The organism is Streptomyces sp. NPDC001549 (genome assembly GCF_042894025.1).
Classification (GTDB): domain Bacteria; phylum Actinomycetota; class Actinomycetes; order Streptomycetales; family Streptomycetaceae; genus Streptomyces; species Streptomyces kutzneri.
Genome location: NZ_JBIAVJ010000024.1, coordinates 15,645 through 33,935 on the forward strand (window position 1 = coordinate 15,645; position 18,291 = coordinate 33,935).

Here is an 18,291-nt window from a genome sequence, read left to right on the forward strand (position 1 = left end):
CGCACGCAAAGCCGTCACCTCCCCTCACCCGCGGGCGGCCCGGACAGGACCTCCACCCGACAGGCCGTGTGGACAGGGCACAGGGTGCGGACGAGCGAGCGGACCCGGTCGGCGTCCACTTCGTACGCCGCGCCCTCGCGGCGCGGCCACACCCGTACCAGGACCTCGTCGGCCGGGGGAGGGGGCAGCTCGGCACCGGCCGTACGGGACCAGGTGGCTCCGCCGTCCCCGCTGACCTCGGCGGACACGCCCAGTACCAGGCGCAGGGCCTCGATCAGGCCGCGCCGGGTGCCGCGCCATCGGTGCAGTTCCACCGCGCGTGCCACCGCCTCGCGCCGCAACCCGATCGGCCATCGGGGGTCGTCGACGCCGCCGACCCAGGAGGCCAGCCAGGACAGGAAGTCCGCCGGGGCCAGCCGGGGATCGAGGTAGGAGGGCAGGTTGTCGAGGGTCGTGAACACCGGGGCCAGGACCGTGTCCAGCCCCGCCGTGAACCGCTGGGCGAAGTCGTCGTCGGCGTACAGCGCGGGGAGTTGCTCGCCGATCGGGTGCCGGCTGGGCAGGCCGGGGACGGCGGCGCGGCTCATCCGCGGACCTCCGGCTCCGGCGCCGTCACGACCACCTGGTGCTGGTAGGAGAAGACCAGCGCGCCCGCGCCGATGTCGATCCGGTCGACCGGGGCGCCGCGCCGCCCCGTGATCGGATCGGCGGCGAACATCCGGATCTCCTCCACCAGCACGTCCCCGATGGCGCGTTGCAGGACGCCGAACACCTCGCCGTACTGCACGGTCCGCCCGAACGGCCAGCCGGTGCCGTCGGGCCCGCCGCGCAACGGGTTGAGGTGGCGGAACAGCGCGGCGAGCGCCGCGTCGCGCACCCGGTCGGCGTCCCCGGCGGGCGCCGACAGCCGGGCGACCACGGTGACGCCCTGGTAGACGGGCGGCTCCACGACGAGGCGCGTGCCGATCAGGCGCCGTTCGTCGAGGGTCGTGGTGATCGTGGTGAGCACCTGGTCGGAGGGGATCATCTGCTCGAAGCGGAGCCGGTCGCCCTCGTCGGCCACCGCGTCCGGCACCACCAGGACCCGTACCGCGCCCGCGCCGCCGGAACCGTCCGTGGCGGGCAGACAGCGGACCCGGCGCACCGAAGGCGCCGCCTGGCGGGCGATGATCTCGTAGTCCTCGGCGGTCACCGCGCGCTCCTGCATGCGCAGCGTCTCCGGCGCCCGCAGCTTGGCGTTGTCGATCGTCTCCCCGGCGACACCACCGCGCGCCGCCTCCCGGTTGGTGACCCGGGCGACGTACGGGACGGAGCTGCGCAGTACGGAGATGGCGCCGCGCGAGACGTTGCCCGCCGGGCCGCCCCCGGTGCGGTAGCGGGCCACACGGACCTGGGAGCCCTTGGGCGGTACGGCGCCGCAGGGGCGCAGGCTGCCGTCGGCTTCGCGCAGCACCGGTGGGAACGAGAACTCGCCGGTGGTGGCGTTCACGCGGACGTGCCGGTCCTCGGGCGCCGAGCGGCCGAAGTGCTCCACCACGTCCCAGCGCTGCCATCCCTCGGGGGAGGACACCTCCACCACCGGGGGCTCCCCGTCGAGCAGCACGGGCGGGCGGCCGAGCCGGAAGGTCTGGCCGGCCACCCCCTCCGACGCGCCGAGCGGTACGTCGGTCACCCGCTCGGCGTGCTCCACGGTCATCGTGCCGCCGACGGTGAAGACGGCGGCCTCGCGCACGGTCGGGGACTCCGAGTAGAACGGCTGGCCGGGCTCGGGCTCGGTGACCCGGCAGCGCAGCCAGCCCGCGCGGGTGCCGCTGATCAGCGATGCGGTGTGCCCGGCGGGGACGTACACGATGATCTCACCGGGCCGGTTGAGGCCGCCGGTGCTGTCGGAGTCGGTCTCGCAGCGCTGCCACCGGCCGCCGTCCCACGCCTCCCACACCAGCGGGGGCTGGCGCGGGTCGACACCGACGCCCTCGACGCGGCTGTCGAGGCGGACCGCGACCACGCAGCGCGGTACCGCCGTCGGCAGGCCGAACAGCAGCGCGTCGCCGGGCTCGGGGGTCGCCTGGAAGCACGGTATGTCGCGGCCCTCGGCGAGCGCACCGGTCCGGTCGGTCTGGTCGCCGGTGCGGGGCGCGGTGACCAGCCGCGTCAACTCGCTCGGCAGGATCCGCAGATCGCCGGTGGTCGCGAAGACCACGGCCTCCTCGGTCTCGCCGGCGGCGGTGGTCGCCTCGGTGCCCGCGGGCAGCGTCACCGTGTCGGGCTGTGGAGCCGACAGCCAGAAGTCGACTTCGGCGGCGGCGGCCGAGGGCGGGTACAGCTGGATGTCCAACAGGTCCAGGAACGCCAGGTAGTTCTTGTCCGGGACCCGGTTCAGCCGGTACAGCAGCTGGTCCACGAGGTAGGCGAACGTCTCGATCAGGGTGACGCCCGGATCGGAGACGTTGTGGTCGGTCCACTCCGGGGCGCGCTGCTGCACGTACCGCTTCGCCTCGTCGACGAGTTGCTGGAACCGCCGGTCGTCCAGGTTGGGGGAGGGCAGGGCCATCAGTCCGCGACCATTTCCTCGGCCCCCTCCTCGGAGGGGATCGTGTAGAAGGGGAAGACCAGGTTGCGCCGGTCGTTGGTGGTGCGCACCGTGTAGTGCACATCGATGTAGAGGGTGCCCGCCTCCACGGAGTCGAAGGCCACGACGACCTCGTCCACCGCGATCCTGGGCTCCCAGCGTTCCAGGGCCTCGCGCACCTGCTGGGCGACCCGGCCGGCGGTGTCGCCGTCGCCCGGGGCGAAGACGTACTCGTGGATGCCGCAGCCGAACTCGGGCCGCATCGGCCGCTCGCCGGGAGCGGTGCCCAGGACCAGGCGGATGGCCTCCTCCAGCTCCCGCTCCCGCTCGACCATGGCGATCCCGCCGGTCGGCCCGACGCGCAGGGGGAACGCCCAGCCGCGCCCGATGAACCGTTCGCTCATCACACACCGCCGATCAGGACGTTCGGGGCGCCGGTCAGGACCATCGCGCCGCACGCGGTCTGGTCGCGCGCCCGTGCGGCGGGCAGCCCGCCGATGAGCACCGTGCCCGTGGCGAGGGCGGCCGGGTTCGGCAGGATCACGTTGGCCGGTCCCATGGCCGCGTGCGGCGGGACCACGCAGACGTGCAGGCTGCCGACGACGGCGGCGGGCAGGCCGCCGATCAGCACCGTCGCCACCGCCGCGGCGGCGCCGGGCGGCGGCGTGGCGAGCCGGCCACCGTGGTTGGTGGGGTCGCCGGTACGGGCTGCGGCTGGCATCGGGGGCTCCTCGGGGAAGGCGGTCGGGGTGCGGGCAAGGGCAAGGGCAAGGGCCATGGGGGCCTCAGTTGATCCGGATGAGCCGGGCCTTGAGGACGGCGAGCAGACCGCCGTTGACGGTGACGTCCGAGGTTCCGTTGACCCGCACCGACCGGCCGCCGATGCTGACCCCGGCGGTGCCGTCGATGTCCACCTGGCGGCCGGACACCTTCACGGTGCCCTGCGGGGCGTCGAGCGTGATGCCGTTCTTGTCCAGCAGGACCGAGGTCAGCGGGCGGCCCCGCCCCGCGTACACGGTGAGCTCGATCCGGTCCCGGCGGTCGTCCATGCGTACTTCGAGCCGCTCGTCCCCGGTCACCAGCCGCAGCCCGGAGGGTCCTGGCGCCGCCGCGTCCAGCAGCTCCACGCGATGGCCCGAACGCGACACCACCGAGCGGCGGTTGACCTTTCCGCTGGTCTTGTCGATCAGCGGCACGTCGTGCGGTGAGGGCTGGTCCACGCCGTTGTACAGCCCGCCGATGACGTACGGGCTGTCGAGCAGTCCCTGTTCGAACCCGACGAGCACCTCGTCGTTGACCTCGGGGCTCACCACACCGCCGCCGCCCTTGCCGCCCCACTGGACGGTGCGCACCCAGTCGGTGACGTAGGTGTCGTCCAGCCAGGGGAACTTCAGCCGTACCGCGCCGCGTTGGGAGCCGTTCGGCTCGCGCACGTCCGTCACCACGCCGATCGCGAGCCCCGGGATGCGCGGGCCGCGCCCCGGCGCGTTGGCGCCGGTCACCAGGCCGGCGAGGGAGCGGTCCGGGCTGGAGCTGACCCACACGGTGGTGCGGTAGCCGCCATGCGGCTCCAGGACGTGCTGCACGGCAGTCGCCGTGTACCGGCCGGAGAACGCCTGCCCCACGTTGCCGAGCGCGACCGCCTTGCCCGCCCGCAGCAGCGGGTTCCCCTCGGCCACCGCCTCCAGCTCGCCGAAACCGGAGCTGATCCGGTCCGCCGCCGCCTTCGCGACCGCCGTGGTCTCGGCCTGCGTACGGTACGGAGTGTCGGTGACGGCCACGGCCGACTTGCCGAAGCGTGCGGCGAGCTGGGGGCTGAGGCCCGGCGCGACCGTGTCGCTGACCACCGACGGCTGCTGGGCGACCAGTGGCCGCTTGGTGGTCACGTCCCAGCCGCGCACCTGCACGGTCGAGGAGCCGTCGGCCGCGGACAGTGCGGCCCGCAGGGCGAGGAGGTTCCTCCCGTACTCCAGGACCATCGGATTGCGCACGGCCGATGTCGACGGGGCGGGCGCCCCGGACGCCTTCACGGGCCGGGTGAACTGGAGCAGCCCCTGGTCGTCGACGCGCACCTGCGCGCCGCTCTCGCCCGCGAGGTACTGCAGGAAGTCCCAGTCGGAGACGTTCGCCTGGGACAGCTGCTTGTACGTCACCGGCGCCGCCTCCACCTTCCCGACGGCCAGGCCGGCTCCGGCGGCCACCTTGCGGACGATCGCGGCGGCCGTCATGTTCCGGTACGCCACGACCTTCCGGCCGCGCTGGAGGCGGTGCGCCTTGGAGTAGGCGCGGACGACGGTGAACGAGCCGGTGCGGTCCCGGTCGATCTCCAGGGCCGTGACCTCGCCGTTGAACAGCCGCTCCCGCGCCTGCCCCTTCACAGTCATCACCGACACCCGCAGCGGGGAGCCGATGGTGATTCCGGTGGCGCGCAGGAACTCGTGGTCGGGGTCGCGGTAGGTGAGCACCGCGGTGTCCGGCAGGCCCACGTTCTCGTCCACCACACAGCTCACCAGTTGCGCCGCCCAGATCGGCGGCAGTTCGCCGGGGGCCTCCACGATCGGGTCGGCCGCGAACGACCGGCCTCCGGATTCGGATCCGCTCACCGCTGCTCCTCCTCGCCGTGCTGGTCCTGCGTGCCCGGCACCACGATCTCGGTGCCGGGGACGAGTGCCATCGGGTCGTCTATGCCGTTGGCCTCCGCAATGGCCCGCCAGGCCGTCGCGTCGCCGTACTCGCGCCAGGCGAGCATCGCCAGGCTGTCGCCCGCCACCACGATGTGCGTGCTGCGGGCGGTGCGTGAGCCGGAGGTCGGGTTCTGGCCCGGCGGGTCGACGCTCGCCTCCTCGATGGACAGCGAGCAGGTGGCCCGCAGCGGCTTGCCGTCCACGTCGAAGAGCGTGTACGACACCGACAGGTTCGACAGGACACCGTCGAACGACGTCGTCCGCGCGCTGCCCCACTCGAAGCGCACCCAGGGGCTCGCCGGCTTCTTGCGGCCGAGGCTGGCCGGGGTCGGTACGCACGCCTTCATCAGCTTCTCCACCGCCTGCTCCACCGAGTTGTCGTGGGTGGCGGTGGCGTCCAGGAACACATCCAGGCTCAGGGTGCGCGGACCGCTGCCCACGAACTCGGGCAGCGCCGACTGCCCGGCCATCCGGGACGGGGAGCGCCGCCACTCGGTGGTCTTGCCCAGCTGCAGGGTCGACGGGTTGAACTGGAGATCGAGCTTCGCGATCACCCCGCCCGGCTTGGCCCCCACCGAGGCCGGGGGCTCCTTGAGGGTGAGCTGGGCCCTGGCGCGGCTGGCGCGTGCCGATGAGGCCATGGCGTGGACTCCCTTCCGGAGCGGGGCGACGAGGGGGACGAATGCGGGCGGGGGCGGAGGGCGGTCAGGAGGGCAGCAGCCCCTGGTGGGCGATCTCCAACGTCTCCACCGCCGCCGCGGAGTTGGCGGGGTCGAAGGACGGCCCCTGCCACCGGACCGGGACGATCCCGAACACCTGCCAGCTGATGATCCGGCTCAGGTCGGGCCGCAGTGCCACGATCTCCCCGTCCTTGGGCTCGACCCGGCGCAGCGTCTCGTCCAGCCAGCGGCCGATCTTCGCCGTGTCGGCGGTGACGGGCCGGCTGAGGGTGATGTTCGACCAGGTCACGCGGCCCGGAAGCTGCCAGGTGAAGCCGTTGTTGCCGCCCTCGGCGTAGCTCTCCATCTCGACCTCGGCGCCCATGCCGGAGCAGGTGTGGAAGGCGCCCAGGTCGTTGCCGCCGATCGCCAGCCGGAAGAACACGCTGGTCGCGAAGATGTTGTCCGTCATCGGTCCGTCGTCCGTTTCTCGTTCGTACGCGTTCTCAGCGGCGGCCGTCGAAGGGCCGGCCCGCGCGTTCCCGGCCGCGCCGCAACTCGGTGCGCAGCAGGCGGGCGACCGGATCCAGCAGGCGGCGGGCGAGGTCGTCCAGATCGGAGTCGGGGACCTGCGGTGCCGCGTGCCGGTCGGCCGGGGCGGGCCCCGCGCCCCCGGCCGGTCCGGTGCCGGTCCGGGTCCCGCCCGGGGTGCGCTGCACCGGTGGCGGGCCCGCCGGACGGGGGACGCCCGGCGCCGGTACCGCCGGGCCGGTCGCTCCCGGATTGCCGGCGGGGGCGGGTGTCCTGGGGCGCACGACGGGTACGGGCTGCGCCGGCGACGCGGCCGGGGCCGGCTGGACCACGAGCGGCGGTGCGTGCGTGCGGGTCACGGGGAGAGGAGTGGCCGGGGCGCGGGTGGGAGCCTTCGCGGGTGCGGGGCGCACGGGACGTACGGCACGCACTGCGTGCGCGGGCAGCGGCGGGGTCGTTCCGCGCGGCGCGTCTACCGCGGCCCGCTGGACCTGCTGCGGTGCGGCGGGCGGGCTGGGCCAGCGGGCGGCGACCACGGGACGGCTCGCCGGGCGGGGAGCGGGGGCGGCCGCGCTCCCCATGTCACGGGTGCCGAGGGACAGGGGCCGGGACGCCAGGAGCTGGAGGGTGCGGTGCGGGGCTGCGCTCCGGTCGGCGACAGCGGGGGCGACGACCAGCGGAACCGGGTGGGCCGCCCCGGGGGGTGCACCGGGGCGGCCGGTCCGGGGGGTGCCGGGGGCGGCGGTACGGCTCTGTACGCCGCCTGCTCCCAGCACGGGCGCATGAACCGTCGGCACCGTCGGCCCGGGCGCGGACGCGCGCTGGACGTCGGCGGGGGAGACGGGCCGGGCCGCCCGGGGCCGGGACGAGGGGGACGAGGGCAGGGCCGCGCTCGGCGGCAGCGCGGGCAGCGGCGCCCCCAGGCCGGTGCGGACACGCGGCGCGGACCGTCCCGGGCCTGACCCGCGGTCGGCCGAGGGGTCGGCCGAGGGTTCCGCCTGGCGTTGGACGACGGGCATCGCCGGGGCGGTCGCCGGAGCCGTTGCGGGGCGGTCCGACGGCACGGCTGTGGCGGGCAGTTCGGTGAGCGGCGCCCCGAGCGGTGCGCGGGTCCTCGCACGCTGCACGGGCGCCTCGGGGCCGGCTGCGGGCGTCGGCCCGCTGTCGGCGGGCGTGGCGGAGCCATCGGCCGAGGGTTCCGCCTGGCGTTGGACGACGGGCATCGCCGGGGTGGGTGCGGGGGCCGTCGTGGGGCGGTCCGGCGGCGTGGCCGTGGGCGGCAGTTCGGCGGGAGGGGCGCCGAGCGGCGGACGGCTCTCGACACGCTGTACGGCCGTGCCGGAGCCGGCGGCGGGCTCCGCCCGGTGCTGGGCGGTGGGCTTCGGCCCGCTGTCGGCGGGCGTGGCGGAGCCATCGGCCGAGGGCTCGGCCTGGCGTTGGACGACGGGCATCGCCGGGGTGGGTGCGGGGGCCGTCGTGGGGCGGTCCGGCGGCGTGGCCGTGGGCGGCAGTTCGGTGAGGGGGGCGCCGAGCGGCGGACGGCCGTCCGCACGCTGCACGGGTGCCGGGGCCCCCGCGGCGGGCTTCTCCGTGCGGTGCCGCGGGCCTCCGCGGTCGAGGGCGGCCGCACCGGAGGGTGAGGGCTCTGCCTGGCGCTGGACCACGGGCACCACGGGTACGGGAGCCGCTGCGGAGTGGTCCGAGGGCGCAGCGCTGGTGGCCGGACGGCTTCCCGCGCGCCGCGCGGGCGGCGTACCCGGGGCGGCGTCCTCGGCCGCCGGCTCTGCCTGGCGCTGGACCACCGGCATGGCCGGGGTGGGTGCGGGGGCCGTTGCGGGGCGGTCGGACGGCGCGGTCGTGGACGGCAGTTCGGTGACGGGCGTGCCGAGCGGTGCGCGACCGCCCGCGCGCTGTACGGGCGCGACCGGGGCGGCCGTGGCCGTGTGCAGGGGGGCGGGTCGGACGACGGGCACGCGGCGCCGGGGCGCGGCAGGGACCCGGGCGACGGTGAGCGTGCGGCCGACGGCGCGCGGCCGGACCACGGCGGTGCCGGGGGCCCCACCGGCGGCGGGCTCCCCGCCCGTGCGGCCGGGACGGGCACCTGCGGCCGCCGGGGTGGACGCGGACTCCGTGGAGCCGGACGGGCCCGCCGCGGCACGCTGGACGGGCGGACCGGACAGGGACCGGGCCGCACCCCCAGCGGACGCTCCCCGGCTCGCCGACGTGTCGGGGACCACCGCGATACGGCGGACCAGCGGGAACCGCGGCGCCGCCGGCGCAGGCCCGGGCGCGGCAGGGGCCGCGGCGCCGTTGCCCGTGGCCCCTGCCCGCTGTACGGCGGGAGCGGGTGTGCCGAGTACGGCCGAGGAGTGCGCGGGCGCGCCCGTTCCGGGCGTCATCGGATCGGTGGCCGGGCCGCGGGTGCCCGGGTTGCCCGGACGGGACGACGTAGCGCCGGACGAGGGGGCGTCGGAGCGCACCCGGCGCGAGATCTGCGGGGTGTCGCCCTTCCGCGGTGCGCCCGGTGCGCCGGGTGTATCCGGAGCCGGGGGCTGCTCCGCTTCCTGCGGCTGCCGCAGCGCCCGCAGCAGCAGCGGGCCACCACCGCTGGCGGCGGAGCGGGGACCGGCGGGGCGGGTGACCCCGCGCACGAGGCCGGCCGGAGCGGACGGCAGCACGGCGTGGGCGAGCCCGGTGTCGAACGACGGATCGCGCCACGCGGCCAGGCCGGACCGGAAGGCGAGCCCGTCGCTGACGCTCATGGCCGCGCGGGACACGGTCAGTACGGGCGGCGCCGTCATGCGCCAGCCGCCGTCCCAGTCGCCGGGTACGGTCACGTCCCGCGCGGCAGCCGTTTTCCGGGCTACCGGCGCCGCGGTCGCGGCGTCCGGCACGGCGGCGCGCCGACGCAGCCTGTCCCGCCATGCCATGGGTTCAACCGCCTTCGTTCACACGGGTGTTGATGCGAGCTATCTCGGTGACCCACTCCTGGCGCTCGCTGTGGGTCAGGTCGAGGATCTCGTCGCGTTGCCAGTGGAAGTGGTAGGCGATGTACGCGATCTCCTCCCTGAGCCGGGGGAGGGCGTACGTCACGATTCCCCCAGGCGCCCACCGGAGAGGTCGACCTCGAAGCCGCCTTCGCAGTGCGGGCAGGTGACCGCCGCGCGGGTGTGCCCCTCGCTGTTGACGCGCCGGTAGAAGTCCTGGAGGAACGCGACGTCGGTCGCGTACATCCGTTCCACGATCCCGGCGTGCACGTCGGTGATGGTGCCGAGCCGGGTGATCACCTGGCTGAGCAGCACCACGCTCAAGTACGCCGGGTTCTCCTTGACCCGCAGGTCGATCTGGGGGCGCAGTTCGTCACGGGCGGTGGCCAGGCGCATCGAGCCGTGCCGGTGCACCGTGCCCGCCTCGTCGACGTACCCGCGCGGCAGCTCGAACTCGAACTCCGTCCGCAGCCCGTGGTCCTCGCGCGCCGCCGGAGCGGCGGCGGAGGGGTGCGCCGCCGCCTGCTCCGGGGCCGTCGCGGGCGCAGTGACCTGGAGTATCTCCTCCAGGTTGCCCGCCGTCACCGTACGGCGCCTCATTCGACGATGATCTCCTCGAACACGATGGTCACGGACTCGGTGGCCGCGGCGGACTCGCCGGCCTTGAGCGAGGGGCCCTCCCACTTGGAGGCCCAGCCCTGCATCAGCTGGATGCGGCGGACGGTCGCGCCCGTGGAGTCCTTGATCTCGATGGTGAGGTTCTGCCGAGCGGTGTCGACGGCCCCGTTGTTCAGGGTCTCCTTGATCCACTTGGTGAACTCGCTGCTCTTGTCGAGTCCTCGGGTGATCGTGACCTCACCCGCCTGGCGCGCGCCGGGCTGCTTGCGGATGATCTGCTTGCCCTCCGCGCTGACCTGGCGGACCTCGACGACCTCTTCCTCGACGGTCAGGCCGCTGATCTCCTGGATCGATTCGACCAGGTAGCCGCCGAGCTGTACGCCGAAGATATGGGTGGAAAGAGCATCGCCCTCTGCCATGACTGTCCTTCACCTTTCCTTGCTGCCCCGGAGGGTCACTCGTCGATGAGGCTGGTGCTGTCGGAGAACTGGGCCAGCCGGAACACCACGAACTCGGCGGGCTTGACGGGCGACACACCGATCTCACAGACCACGCGGCCCTGGTCGATGGACTCCTGCGGGTTGTTGTCCCGGTCGCACTTGACGTAGAACGCCTCCGCCGCCGTGCGGCCGAACAGCGCGCCGCGGCGCCACTCCTCGGTGAGGAACGCGGTGACGTTGCGCCGGATGCTCGACCAGAGCCGGTCGTCGTTCGGCTCGAAGACCACCCACTGGGTACCCAGGAGGATGGACTCCTCCAGGTAGTTGAAGAGGCGGCGCACGTTCAGGTAGCGCCAGGCCGGGTCCGAGGAGAGGGTGCGGGCGCCCCAGATCCGGATGCCCCGGCCGGGGAAGGCCCGTACGCAGTTCACACCGATCGGGTTGAGCAGGTCCTGCTCGCCCTTGCTCAGGCGCAGTTCCAGGTCCACCGCGCCGCGGATCACCTCGTTGGCGGGGGCCTTGTGCACACCGCGCTCGGCGTCGCTGCGCGCCCACACACCGGCGACGTGGCCGCTCGGCGGGACGGTCGTGTTGCGCCCGGCGGCCGGGTCGAAGACCCGCACCCACGGGTAGTAGAGGGTGGCGTAGCGGGAGTCGTAGCCCGCCTCGTCGTTGCGCCAGGTGCGCACCTGCTGCGCGGAGAGTCCGGGCGGGGTGTCCAGGACGGCCACCCGGTCACCCATCTGCTCGCAGTGCGAGATCACCGCGAGCTGCACGGTGCGTACGCCCTCGGAGTCGATGTCGCCGCGCTGGTAGGCGCTCATCAGGTCCGGCACCGCGACCATCGTGATCTCGTCGATGGTCTCCAGGCCGGCGAACCCGGTGCGGGCGGCGGAGTCGCCGACGTACTCGGCCGGGTCGAGCCGGGCCACGCCGCCGCGGCCGGCCGCGGCGGGCGACGCGGCGGAGGCGTCGGGCACGACGACGGTCTGTCCGGCGGGCCGGGTCTGGGCGGCGCCACGCTGCTCGGTGACCTCGATCAGCTTCGAGGCGCGGGCCTGGGTGACGAGGTAGCCCTTGACGTTCTTGCGGGCGGACACCTCGTAGGTCTCGGCGACCTGCTCGCCCTGGCGGACCAGGACCTTGAAGCGGTCCTCGGGCGGGTTCTCGCCCTCCGCTTCGGCGATCTCCACGGAGACTCCGGTGGCGCCCGGCCGGGCCGCGATCAGGAACCCGCCGAGCTCGACCGGCTCGACGGCGCGGGGCTGGGGGACGGCGCCCGCGGCGGCCGGTGCGGAGGCGCCCTGGGCGGGCCCGCCGATGCGGACGACGTACGCGGCGCCGCCGCCGTTGGCGAAGTAGCCGTAGACGGCGTGGGGCAGGTAGGTGCCCTCGGTGAAGCCGCCGAAGTGCTGGCTGTACTGGTCCCAGTTGGTGACCAGCGTGGGCTCGTGGAACGGGCCGCTCTGGGCGAAGCCCACGAACGCGGCGACGGCGGTGCCGACCCCTTCGATCGGGCGAGCACCGGACTGCACCTCCTCCACGTACACGCCCGGGGTGAGGTACGTCGGCATGCTCGCTCCTTCGGGTTACGGCTTCGCAATCAGGTCTGACCACAGCCTTTCCGGCGGCCGCCGCCCGGGACAAGGGCGTTCGGACCTGGCCGGGGGCAAGTGCGCTGCCCTCCCGGTCGCCCCCGCCGGACCGGCCAGGCACCGTGCCCGGCCCGTCGGCCGCCACGGCTCACACGCCGGTGACCTGGCTCAGGTACGGTCCGAACTCGCCCTCCAGGACCAGGCGGCCGAGCTTGCGATACTCCTGGGCGACCGCCGTCACCACCTGGCGCATGGTCAGCGGTTCACCCGACGCGGCCGCGAAGTAGGCGGCCGTCACGGCACAGGCCCGGATCGAGCCTCCGGCCAGTTCGAACCGGTCCGCGCAGAAGCCGAGATCGAGGTCGCCGGCCCGGGGCAGTCGGTCGCCCAGGCACCGTTCCCACAGGGCCAGGCGCTGGGCGGCGTCGGGCACCGGAAAGTCCGCGACCACGTCCAGGCGGCGGGTGAACGCCTCGTCGAGGTTGGCCCGCAGGTTGGTGGTGAGGACGGCGATGCCGTCGAACGACTCCATCCGCTGGAGCAGGTAGGCCGACTCCATGTTGGCGTGCTTGTCGTGGGCGTCCTTCACCTCCGAGCGCTTGCCGAAGATCGCGTCGGCCTCGTCGAACAGCAGTACCGCGTTGACGGCCGACGCCTCGGTGAAAATCCGCTCCAGGTTCTTCTCGGTCTCGCCGACGTACTTGTCGACGACCGTGGACAGGTCCACCACGTACAGGTCCATGCCCAGGTCGGCCGCCACCACCTCGGCGGACATGGTCTTGCCGGTGCCGGAGGACCCGGCGAACAGCGCGATCACCCCGCGCCCGCGCCCGCCGCCGGGCCGCATGCCCCACTGCCCGAGCACCTGGTCGCGGTGGCGGGCGCGCACGGCGAGTTCACGCAGCCGGCGGTGGGTGGGGGCGGGCAGCACCAGGTCGTCCCAGCCCACCGCGGGCTCCACCCGACGGGCGAGACGGGCGAGCCCCGCGCCGTTCTGGGCCCGTACGGCGGTACGCAGGCCGTCGGGGGAGAGCGGGCGGCCGTCGAGCGCGGCGGTGCGCACCGCGGTGTCGGCGGCGCGCCGCAGCTGCCCGGCGTCGAGGCGGTGCGCGGACACGGACCGGGCGAGCGCATGGGCGTCGCCACCCGCGCCGTGTTCTCCGGCGGCGCCCTCCAGCGCGTGCCGCCAGCGGGTGACGTGCCGGTCGGGGGTGGGAGCCGCCACCGTCAGGGTGACGGGGGTGTCGGCCGCCCAGGCGGGTTCCCAGCCGCTCGTTCCGTAGGTGAACAGGGGGATGCCGCGCAGCGCGGTGCACAGCGTGCGCAGGACGCGGGCCCGCTCGTCGGGCTTGTCGGGCAGTTCCTCCAGCGGCCCCAGCAGCACACCGGCACCCGTCAGGCGGGCCTCGCGGGCGGTGGCGCGGGCGAGTTCGGGCACGGCGCGGGCGTGCTGGGCCAGTGCCGCCGCGTCCAGGGCCAGGGGGCCCGGCCCGCACGCGTGCAGCGCGGCGGCGGCCAGGCCCTGCGGATCGCCGCCGCGGGCCCGCAGGTGGACATGGCGGGTGCCGCTGCCGGCCGCGGCGACGGTCCGCCGCAGCTCGGCCGGGTCGACGGCCGGGTCGTCGTGGGCCTGACCGAGCACATCGGCCAGACGCGGGTCGGGCGAGGCGTCGCCCAGCAGATGGGCGGTGACCCGGTCCGGGACGGCCAGCACCCGTGACAGGGGCGGCCGTTCGGGCTCGGTGACCTCCACCAGACCGCCCGCGACGAGCGGTGCGGTGGGGGAGAGCCGGAACCGCGCGGCGGCCGACCCGGTGCGGCCGCACAGTTCGAGGGCGAGGCCGACGGTGGGCCGGCGGCGCGTCAGGTCGTCATTGAGGTAGCCGTAGAGCCGTTCGAAGCGGGCGTCCAGGTCCGGTGCCATGGCCACCAGGAGCAGGTCCACGTCGAGCGGCTCCAGCGCGAAGCGCGCGGCGAGGACGTCGAGCGGAGAGCCGGGCGGTGGCGCGGCCGGTGCGAGCGCGGGCAGGCCGGGGCCGTGCGGTGCGTCCAGGATACGGGCGACCGCCTCGGGCGTGAGGTACTGGCCCCGGTAGGGGTCGTCCGGGTCGGGATCGACGGCCCGCCGGAGCTCCACGGCCCGGCGTACCCGCTCCTCGACGAGCTGGAGCCGCGTCCACAGGTACGGGGTGGTGTCGGCCGGGACCGCGGGTGCGGTCGCCGGCCGGACGGTGTGCGTCACGGCTGCCGTTCCCCCCGCCGGCGGCGCGCGGGGGCGCCCGGTCGTTCCCGGGATCCGCCGAAGCCCTCTGCTCCCGGCTCGCCCAGCTCGGTGTAGCGCAGCCGTCGCCCGGCCGCGGCCCCGTCCGGTGCGGCCTGCGGTACGGAGTTCACGACGAGCCCCTCGGTGACCGGCGGGGCCGCGGTCCTGCTGATGCCCGCCAGCGGTGCCTTGACGCGCAGCCCGAGGGACGGCTTCAGCTCGCCGCCGAGCGCGGACCACACGTCGGAGGCGGCCGGTGCGTCCATGCCGGTGCCGCCCGCGTCCACGTCCACGAGCAGACCGAGGTCGGCGAGCGTGCCGGTGAGCGTGTGCGGGGGCAGCGTGTCGGTGTTCACGAGGCAGGAGAGCACCTGGGAGAGCAGCCGGTGCTCGTCCTGCGGTCGGCTCGCCCAGGCGGTGACCAGGTACGTCAGCTCGAACCAGCGCGGCGGGGTGCGGCGCGCGACGACGAACCCGTCCGCGTCGTACACCTCGCCCGCGCCGCTGCCGCGCCGGGTGTGGTCCTCGCGGATGTCGTACAGGAACACGCAGACCGTGGGCGCGCTGCGGCGCGCCGCCCAGTCGCTCGTCGGGGCGTCGAAGACCACCTCGACGCCCGACGCCTCCAGGCCGGACTCCGCCAGCAGCCGGCGCAGCCCCTCGTCGACTTCGTGGATCACCGGCGGGTCACCTCGTCGGGCGGCTGCACCGAGCCGTTGACCACGAGGAAGTCGGTCTGCACCGGCGAGAACCCGGGGCCGCTGGCGGTGATGATCCGTGGGCCCGTCTGATCCTTGGCCAGGATCAGCAGCTGGCCGATGAACGTGCCGTCGCGCTGCGGGAAGGTCGGTGCCGCCGCTGCCGTGATGCCCGGCTTCCACGTGAACCGCACCGGCACGCCGGGCGGGAAGTCCTCGCCGCGCACCGAGGTGACGAAGCCGGGCTTGCCGATCGGCGGCACGGCGACGATGCGCGGCTGGAGGATGCGCAGTTGCTGCTGGGCGGTGTTGTCACCAGGGTCGGCGTCCGTGCCGGTCGTGGTCAGGCTGCCGGTCACCAGAGCGGTGAGCGCCTTGTCCGGGTTGAGGACGACCCGCAGGACGGTCCGTGCGCCCGGCGCCAGGTCCGGCAGTGCGCACTCCCCGTTCTGGTCGCAGCCCGGCGGCGGCCCGGCGCTCGGCACGCCCTGCGGAAGGCCCATGCGCAGCCGCAGGCCGGTGGCCAGGGCGTTGCGGCCGTTGCGGACGGTGTACGTGACGACGACGCGGCCGCCGACGTAGCCGGGGTTCGGCTGCGCCGTGATGCTCAGCCCGGGGCCGGCCGGGGGCGCGGGCGGCTCCGGCTGCGGCGTGGGCTGGTTCGTCGGCGGGGCCGGAGTCGGAGTGGGCGGGGCCGGAGTCGGCGTGGGCGGGGCAGGGGTCGGAGTCGGCGGGGTGGGGGTCGGCTTCGGGGGTACGGGGGCCTCGCGCACCGGCACCACGGTCCGTCCGGAGTTGTCGCTGGGGCGGGGGTCGAGCACGGTGCCGGTGACCGACCAGTCCACCGGCTGGTCCCCGGGGGTGACGCCGGTGAGGGTGACGGTCACCGGGACGGTGGCGCCGGCGGGCACCACGCCCAGGGTGCAGGTCAGCGCCGCCGCGTCACACGTGGCACCGGGTGCGGTGAGCGCGGTGACGCTCACGCCGAGCGGGGGCGCGACGGTCAGCCGGGTACCGGGTGAGGCCGCCGGGCCCTGGTTGACGACGTCCACCCGGACCGTGCCGGAGCCGCCGACGGTGAGCGGGGCGGCCTTCTCGGGGGCCCGCACCGCGAGGTCCACCGACTGCTGCACGCCGGGCTCCTTCTGGCGGCCCGGCAGGCCCGTGACGAGCAGGTTGTGGTCGCCGGAGGCCACGTCCACCAGCTTCAGCTTCTCCGGGCTGTTGGGGGCCCGTGAGCCGCGGGCACTGAGCACCAGGCTCTTGCCGTCGGCGGTCCATGCGGCGTCGCGGGGCTGGAACGGTCCCTTGGCCGTGGGCTCGGGCAGTTCCCGGCCGCAGGCCCCCGGCAGGTCGCGGGCGGCGTCGGGCAGCAGGACCCGGCAGGCACCGCCGGCCGCGGAGGCGAGCAGGATGCCGCTGCGCTCGTCGACGCGGCCGCCGCCGTTCTTGCGGTTGAAGGCGATGGTGGCGCCGTCCGGTGAGAACGCCGGGCTGTCGTCGATGACTTCGCAGGAACCGGGACACATGGTGGCGCTCAGGTCGCGCTGCCGGTCCAGATGATCCACGGGCACGGTCCAGATGTGCTTGTTGCCGCCCTTGTCGTTGATCACGAGGTTGCGGGTGAAGGCCAGTGTCGTGCCGTCGGAGGACCAAGTGGGCTGGGCATCGCCGCTCCGGGCCTGGCCGGCGGGCGGGGCGATCTCCCCGCGGATCGCGCCGGTGGCGGCGTCCGCGATCAGGATGCGCGCGGGGCCCGCGGCACCGCCGACGCCGCCGGGCGAGGTCCGGGTGAAAGCCAGGAACCGGCCGTCGGGGGAGAACGCGGGGTCGGTGTCCCAGTCCTTGGGGCCGCGGCCCGCGAGCGGCATGGCCGCCGCGCGGGAACCGTCGGCGTCCGCGGTCCAGATCCGTTCGATCCGTCCGTCGGGCGTGTCCTCGAAGCGGGTCAGCACGATCCGGCGCCCGTCGGGCGTGTAGTTCTGCCGCTCGGTCCACGGGTCGAACCCGGGTGCGGGCTGGAACAGCGGATCCTTGGCCGGGTCTGTGTTGGTGTCGGCCGCCGGGTCCTCCTTGAGGATGGTCAGGCCGAGGTCGCGGGGGTCGGAGCCGTCCATCCGGGCGTCCTGCAGGGTCACCACGTGCGGTCCGGCCGCCGAGGTCCGCTCGACGACGACGCCGCCGCCGTTCAGCGGGCCGAGCCAGGTGGGCGAGCCGACCTCGCGGTCCTCGCTGAGCTCCACCTTGGGCGGGTCCGCCGAGTGCGCGGGCACCCGGAAGACGTGGTCCCAGTCGCCCTCGCAGTCACAGGTGCGGTCGGGGCTGAGGAAGAGCACACCGTTCCCGTCGGGCAGCCACGCTGCCCCGTGGGTACGCCAGCCCGCCTGGGCGCCCGCCAGCAGCGGGCCGTCGCCGCGCCCGTCGGTCCACCGCAGGCGGGGCCCGGCCGGTCCGGTGGCCGTGTAGGCGATCACGTCCCGGTTCGCCTTGTCGTCCACCGGGTTCCACACCGGCTCGGTGGCCTTGCCGTTGGCGGGGTCGGTCACGCGGGTGGCTGCGCCGCCCCGCAGGGGGCGTACGTAGACCTGCCGGCCGGCGGCTGCGTCGCCGTCCGAGGAGTACGCCAGGCGTCCGCCTTCCGGCGACACCGTGGGGTGTTCCTCGTTCGCGGGGGAGTCGGTCAGCCGGGTGAGGGCGGTGCCGTCGGTGCGCACCAGCCACAGGTCGCGCTGGATGCCGCCGGCCGGGGCGGGTTGGGCCGAGTCGAAGACGACCGACCGGCCGTCCGGGGTCAGCCGGGGGTTCGCCACGTCCAGGCCGCTGGTCAGGCGGCGCACCGAGCCGTCCGCGGAGCGCAGGTAGACCTGCGGGGTCCGCTCGTCGCGGCGGCCGGCGAAGACCAGCTGGTCGCCCAGTGCGGCGGGCTGGGTGTCCAGGTGGGCCGGGCCCTCGCCGAACAGCGGGGAGCTGGACGTGCCGGTCGCCACCCGGCCCAGGCTGCGGTGGCGCGTGCCGGCGTACACGACCCGGCCGTCACCGGCGTCGGCCGCCAGGGGGCGCGCCTCGGCGTCGCCCGGGCCGGTGGCCGCCGTCACCGCGAGCAAGGGCACCAGCAGCAGCAACGGCGCGCCGGCCCTCCCCCAGCGGCGTCGACGACTGCCGGAGCCACCCGTGCCCATCACGGTCCACCTCACAGTCCGGTACAGCTTTCACGTATGACCCCGCCACCTTGCGGCCCGGCGCGTGC

At 75.0% G+C, this 18,291-nt stretch carries 15 protein-coding genes; all 15 read right to left on the minus strand.

Annotation, left to right across the window (positions count from 1 at the left end; all coding sequences use genetic code 11):
* Window positions 1–14 precede the first annotated feature (14 nt).
* Window positions 15–587, minus strand: coding sequence for a phage tail protein (locus ACFY04_RS31765; protein WP_389122057.1), 573 nt, complete (start codon window positions 585–587; stop codon window positions 15–17).
* Entirely contained in the window at window positions 584–2,551 is a 1,968-nt protein-coding gene (locus tag ACFY04_RS31770) for a putative baseplate assembly protein (RefSeq protein ID WP_389122059.1), read from the minus strand. The genes ACFY04_RS31765 and ACFY04_RS31770 overlap by 4 nt, the downstream gene beginning before the upstream one ends.
* Window positions 2,551–2,973, minus strand: a complete 423-nt coding sequence (locus tag ACFY04_RS31775) for a GPW/gp25 family protein (protein WP_030722541.1) — start codon at window positions 2,971–2,973, stop codon at window positions 2,551–2,553. Before ACFY04_RS31775 ends, ACFY04_RS31770 begins: the two co-directional genes overlap by 1 nt.
* On the minus strand, window positions 2,973–3,290 hold the full coding sequence (locus ACFY04_RS31780) for a PAAR domain-containing protein (RefSeq protein WP_389122062.1): 318 nt from the start codon (window positions 3,288–3,290) through the stop codon (window positions 2,973–2,975). Before ACFY04_RS31780 ends, ACFY04_RS31775 begins: the two co-directional genes overlap by 1 nt.
* Window positions 3,291–3,354: 64 nt before the next feature.
* On the minus strand, window positions 3,355–5,172 hold the full coding sequence (locus tag ACFY04_RS31785) for a VgrG-related protein (RefSeq protein WP_389122065.1): 1,818 nt from the start codon (window positions 5,170–5,172) through the stop codon (window positions 3,355–3,357).
* Window positions 5,169–5,894 (minus strand): LysM peptidoglycan-binding domain-containing protein, encoded by a 726-nt coding sequence (locus tag ACFY04_RS31790; RefSeq protein WP_389122067.1) that lies wholly within the window; start codon window positions 5,892–5,894, stop codon window positions 5,169–5,171. The genes ACFY04_RS31785 and ACFY04_RS31790 overlap by 4 nt, the downstream gene beginning before the upstream one ends.
* Before the next feature lie 64 nt (window positions 5,895–5,958).
* A complete protein-coding gene (locus ACFY04_RS31795) occupies window positions 5,959–6,384 on the minus strand; it encodes a phage tail protein (protein ID WP_030722533.1) in 426 nt (141 codons plus the stop codon).
* Window positions 6,385–6,418: 34 nt separating this feature from the next.
* The gene (locus tag ACFY04_RS31800; protein WP_389122070.1) at window positions 6,419–9,373 is read right to left on the minus strand and encodes a hypothetical protein; all 2,955 of its coding nucleotides are present in this window, start codon (window positions 9,371–9,373) and stop codon (window positions 6,419–6,421) included.
* Between the two features lie 4 nt (window positions 9,374–9,377).
* Complete coding sequence (locus ACFY04_RS31805) at window positions 9,378–9,536, minus strand: DUF6760 family protein (protein WP_389122073.1); 159 nt, start codon at window positions 9,534–9,536, stop codon at window positions 9,378–9,380.
* Complete coding sequence (locus ACFY04_RS31810) at window positions 9,533–10,030, minus strand: zinc-ribbon domain-containing protein (protein ID WP_030722527.1); 498 nt, start codon at window positions 10,028–10,030, stop codon at window positions 9,533–9,535. Before ACFY04_RS31810 ends, ACFY04_RS31805 begins: the two co-directional genes overlap by 4 nt.
* Window positions 10,027–10,467 carry a phage tail protein gene (locus ACFY04_RS31815; RefSeq protein WP_030388073.1) on the minus strand — a complete coding sequence of 147 codons (441 nt, stop codon included), beginning with the start codon at window positions 10,465–10,467 and terminating at the stop codon, window positions 10,027–10,029. Before ACFY04_RS31815 ends, ACFY04_RS31810 begins: the two co-directional genes overlap by 4 nt.
* Window positions 10,468–10,502: 35 nt before the next feature.
* Window positions 10,503–12,062: a phage tail sheath family protein gene (locus ACFY04_RS31820; RefSeq protein WP_389122075.1), complete on the minus strand. Its 1,560-nt coding sequence runs from the start codon at window positions 12,060–12,062 to the stop codon at window positions 10,503–10,505.
* Between the two features lie 169 nt (window positions 12,063–12,231).
* Complete coding sequence (locus tag ACFY04_RS31825; RefSeq protein ID WP_389122077.1) at window positions 12,232–14,325, minus strand: ATP-binding protein; 2,094 nt, start codon at window positions 14,323–14,325, stop codon at window positions 12,232–12,234.
* On the minus strand, window positions 14,322–15,026 hold the full coding sequence (locus ACFY04_RS31830; RefSeq protein ID WP_389122079.1) for a DUF4255 domain-containing protein: 705 nt from the start codon (window positions 15,024–15,026) through the stop codon (window positions 14,322–14,324). Before ACFY04_RS31830 ends, ACFY04_RS31825 begins: the two co-directional genes overlap by 4 nt.
* The gene (locus ACFY04_RS31835; RefSeq protein WP_389122081.1) at window positions 15,023–18,223 is read right to left on the minus strand and encodes a hypothetical protein; all 3,201 of its coding nucleotides are present in this window, start codon (window positions 18,221–18,223) and stop codon (window positions 15,023–15,025) included. Before ACFY04_RS31835 ends, ACFY04_RS31830 begins: the two co-directional genes overlap by 4 nt.
* Window positions 18,224–18,291: the final 68 nt, after the last annotated feature.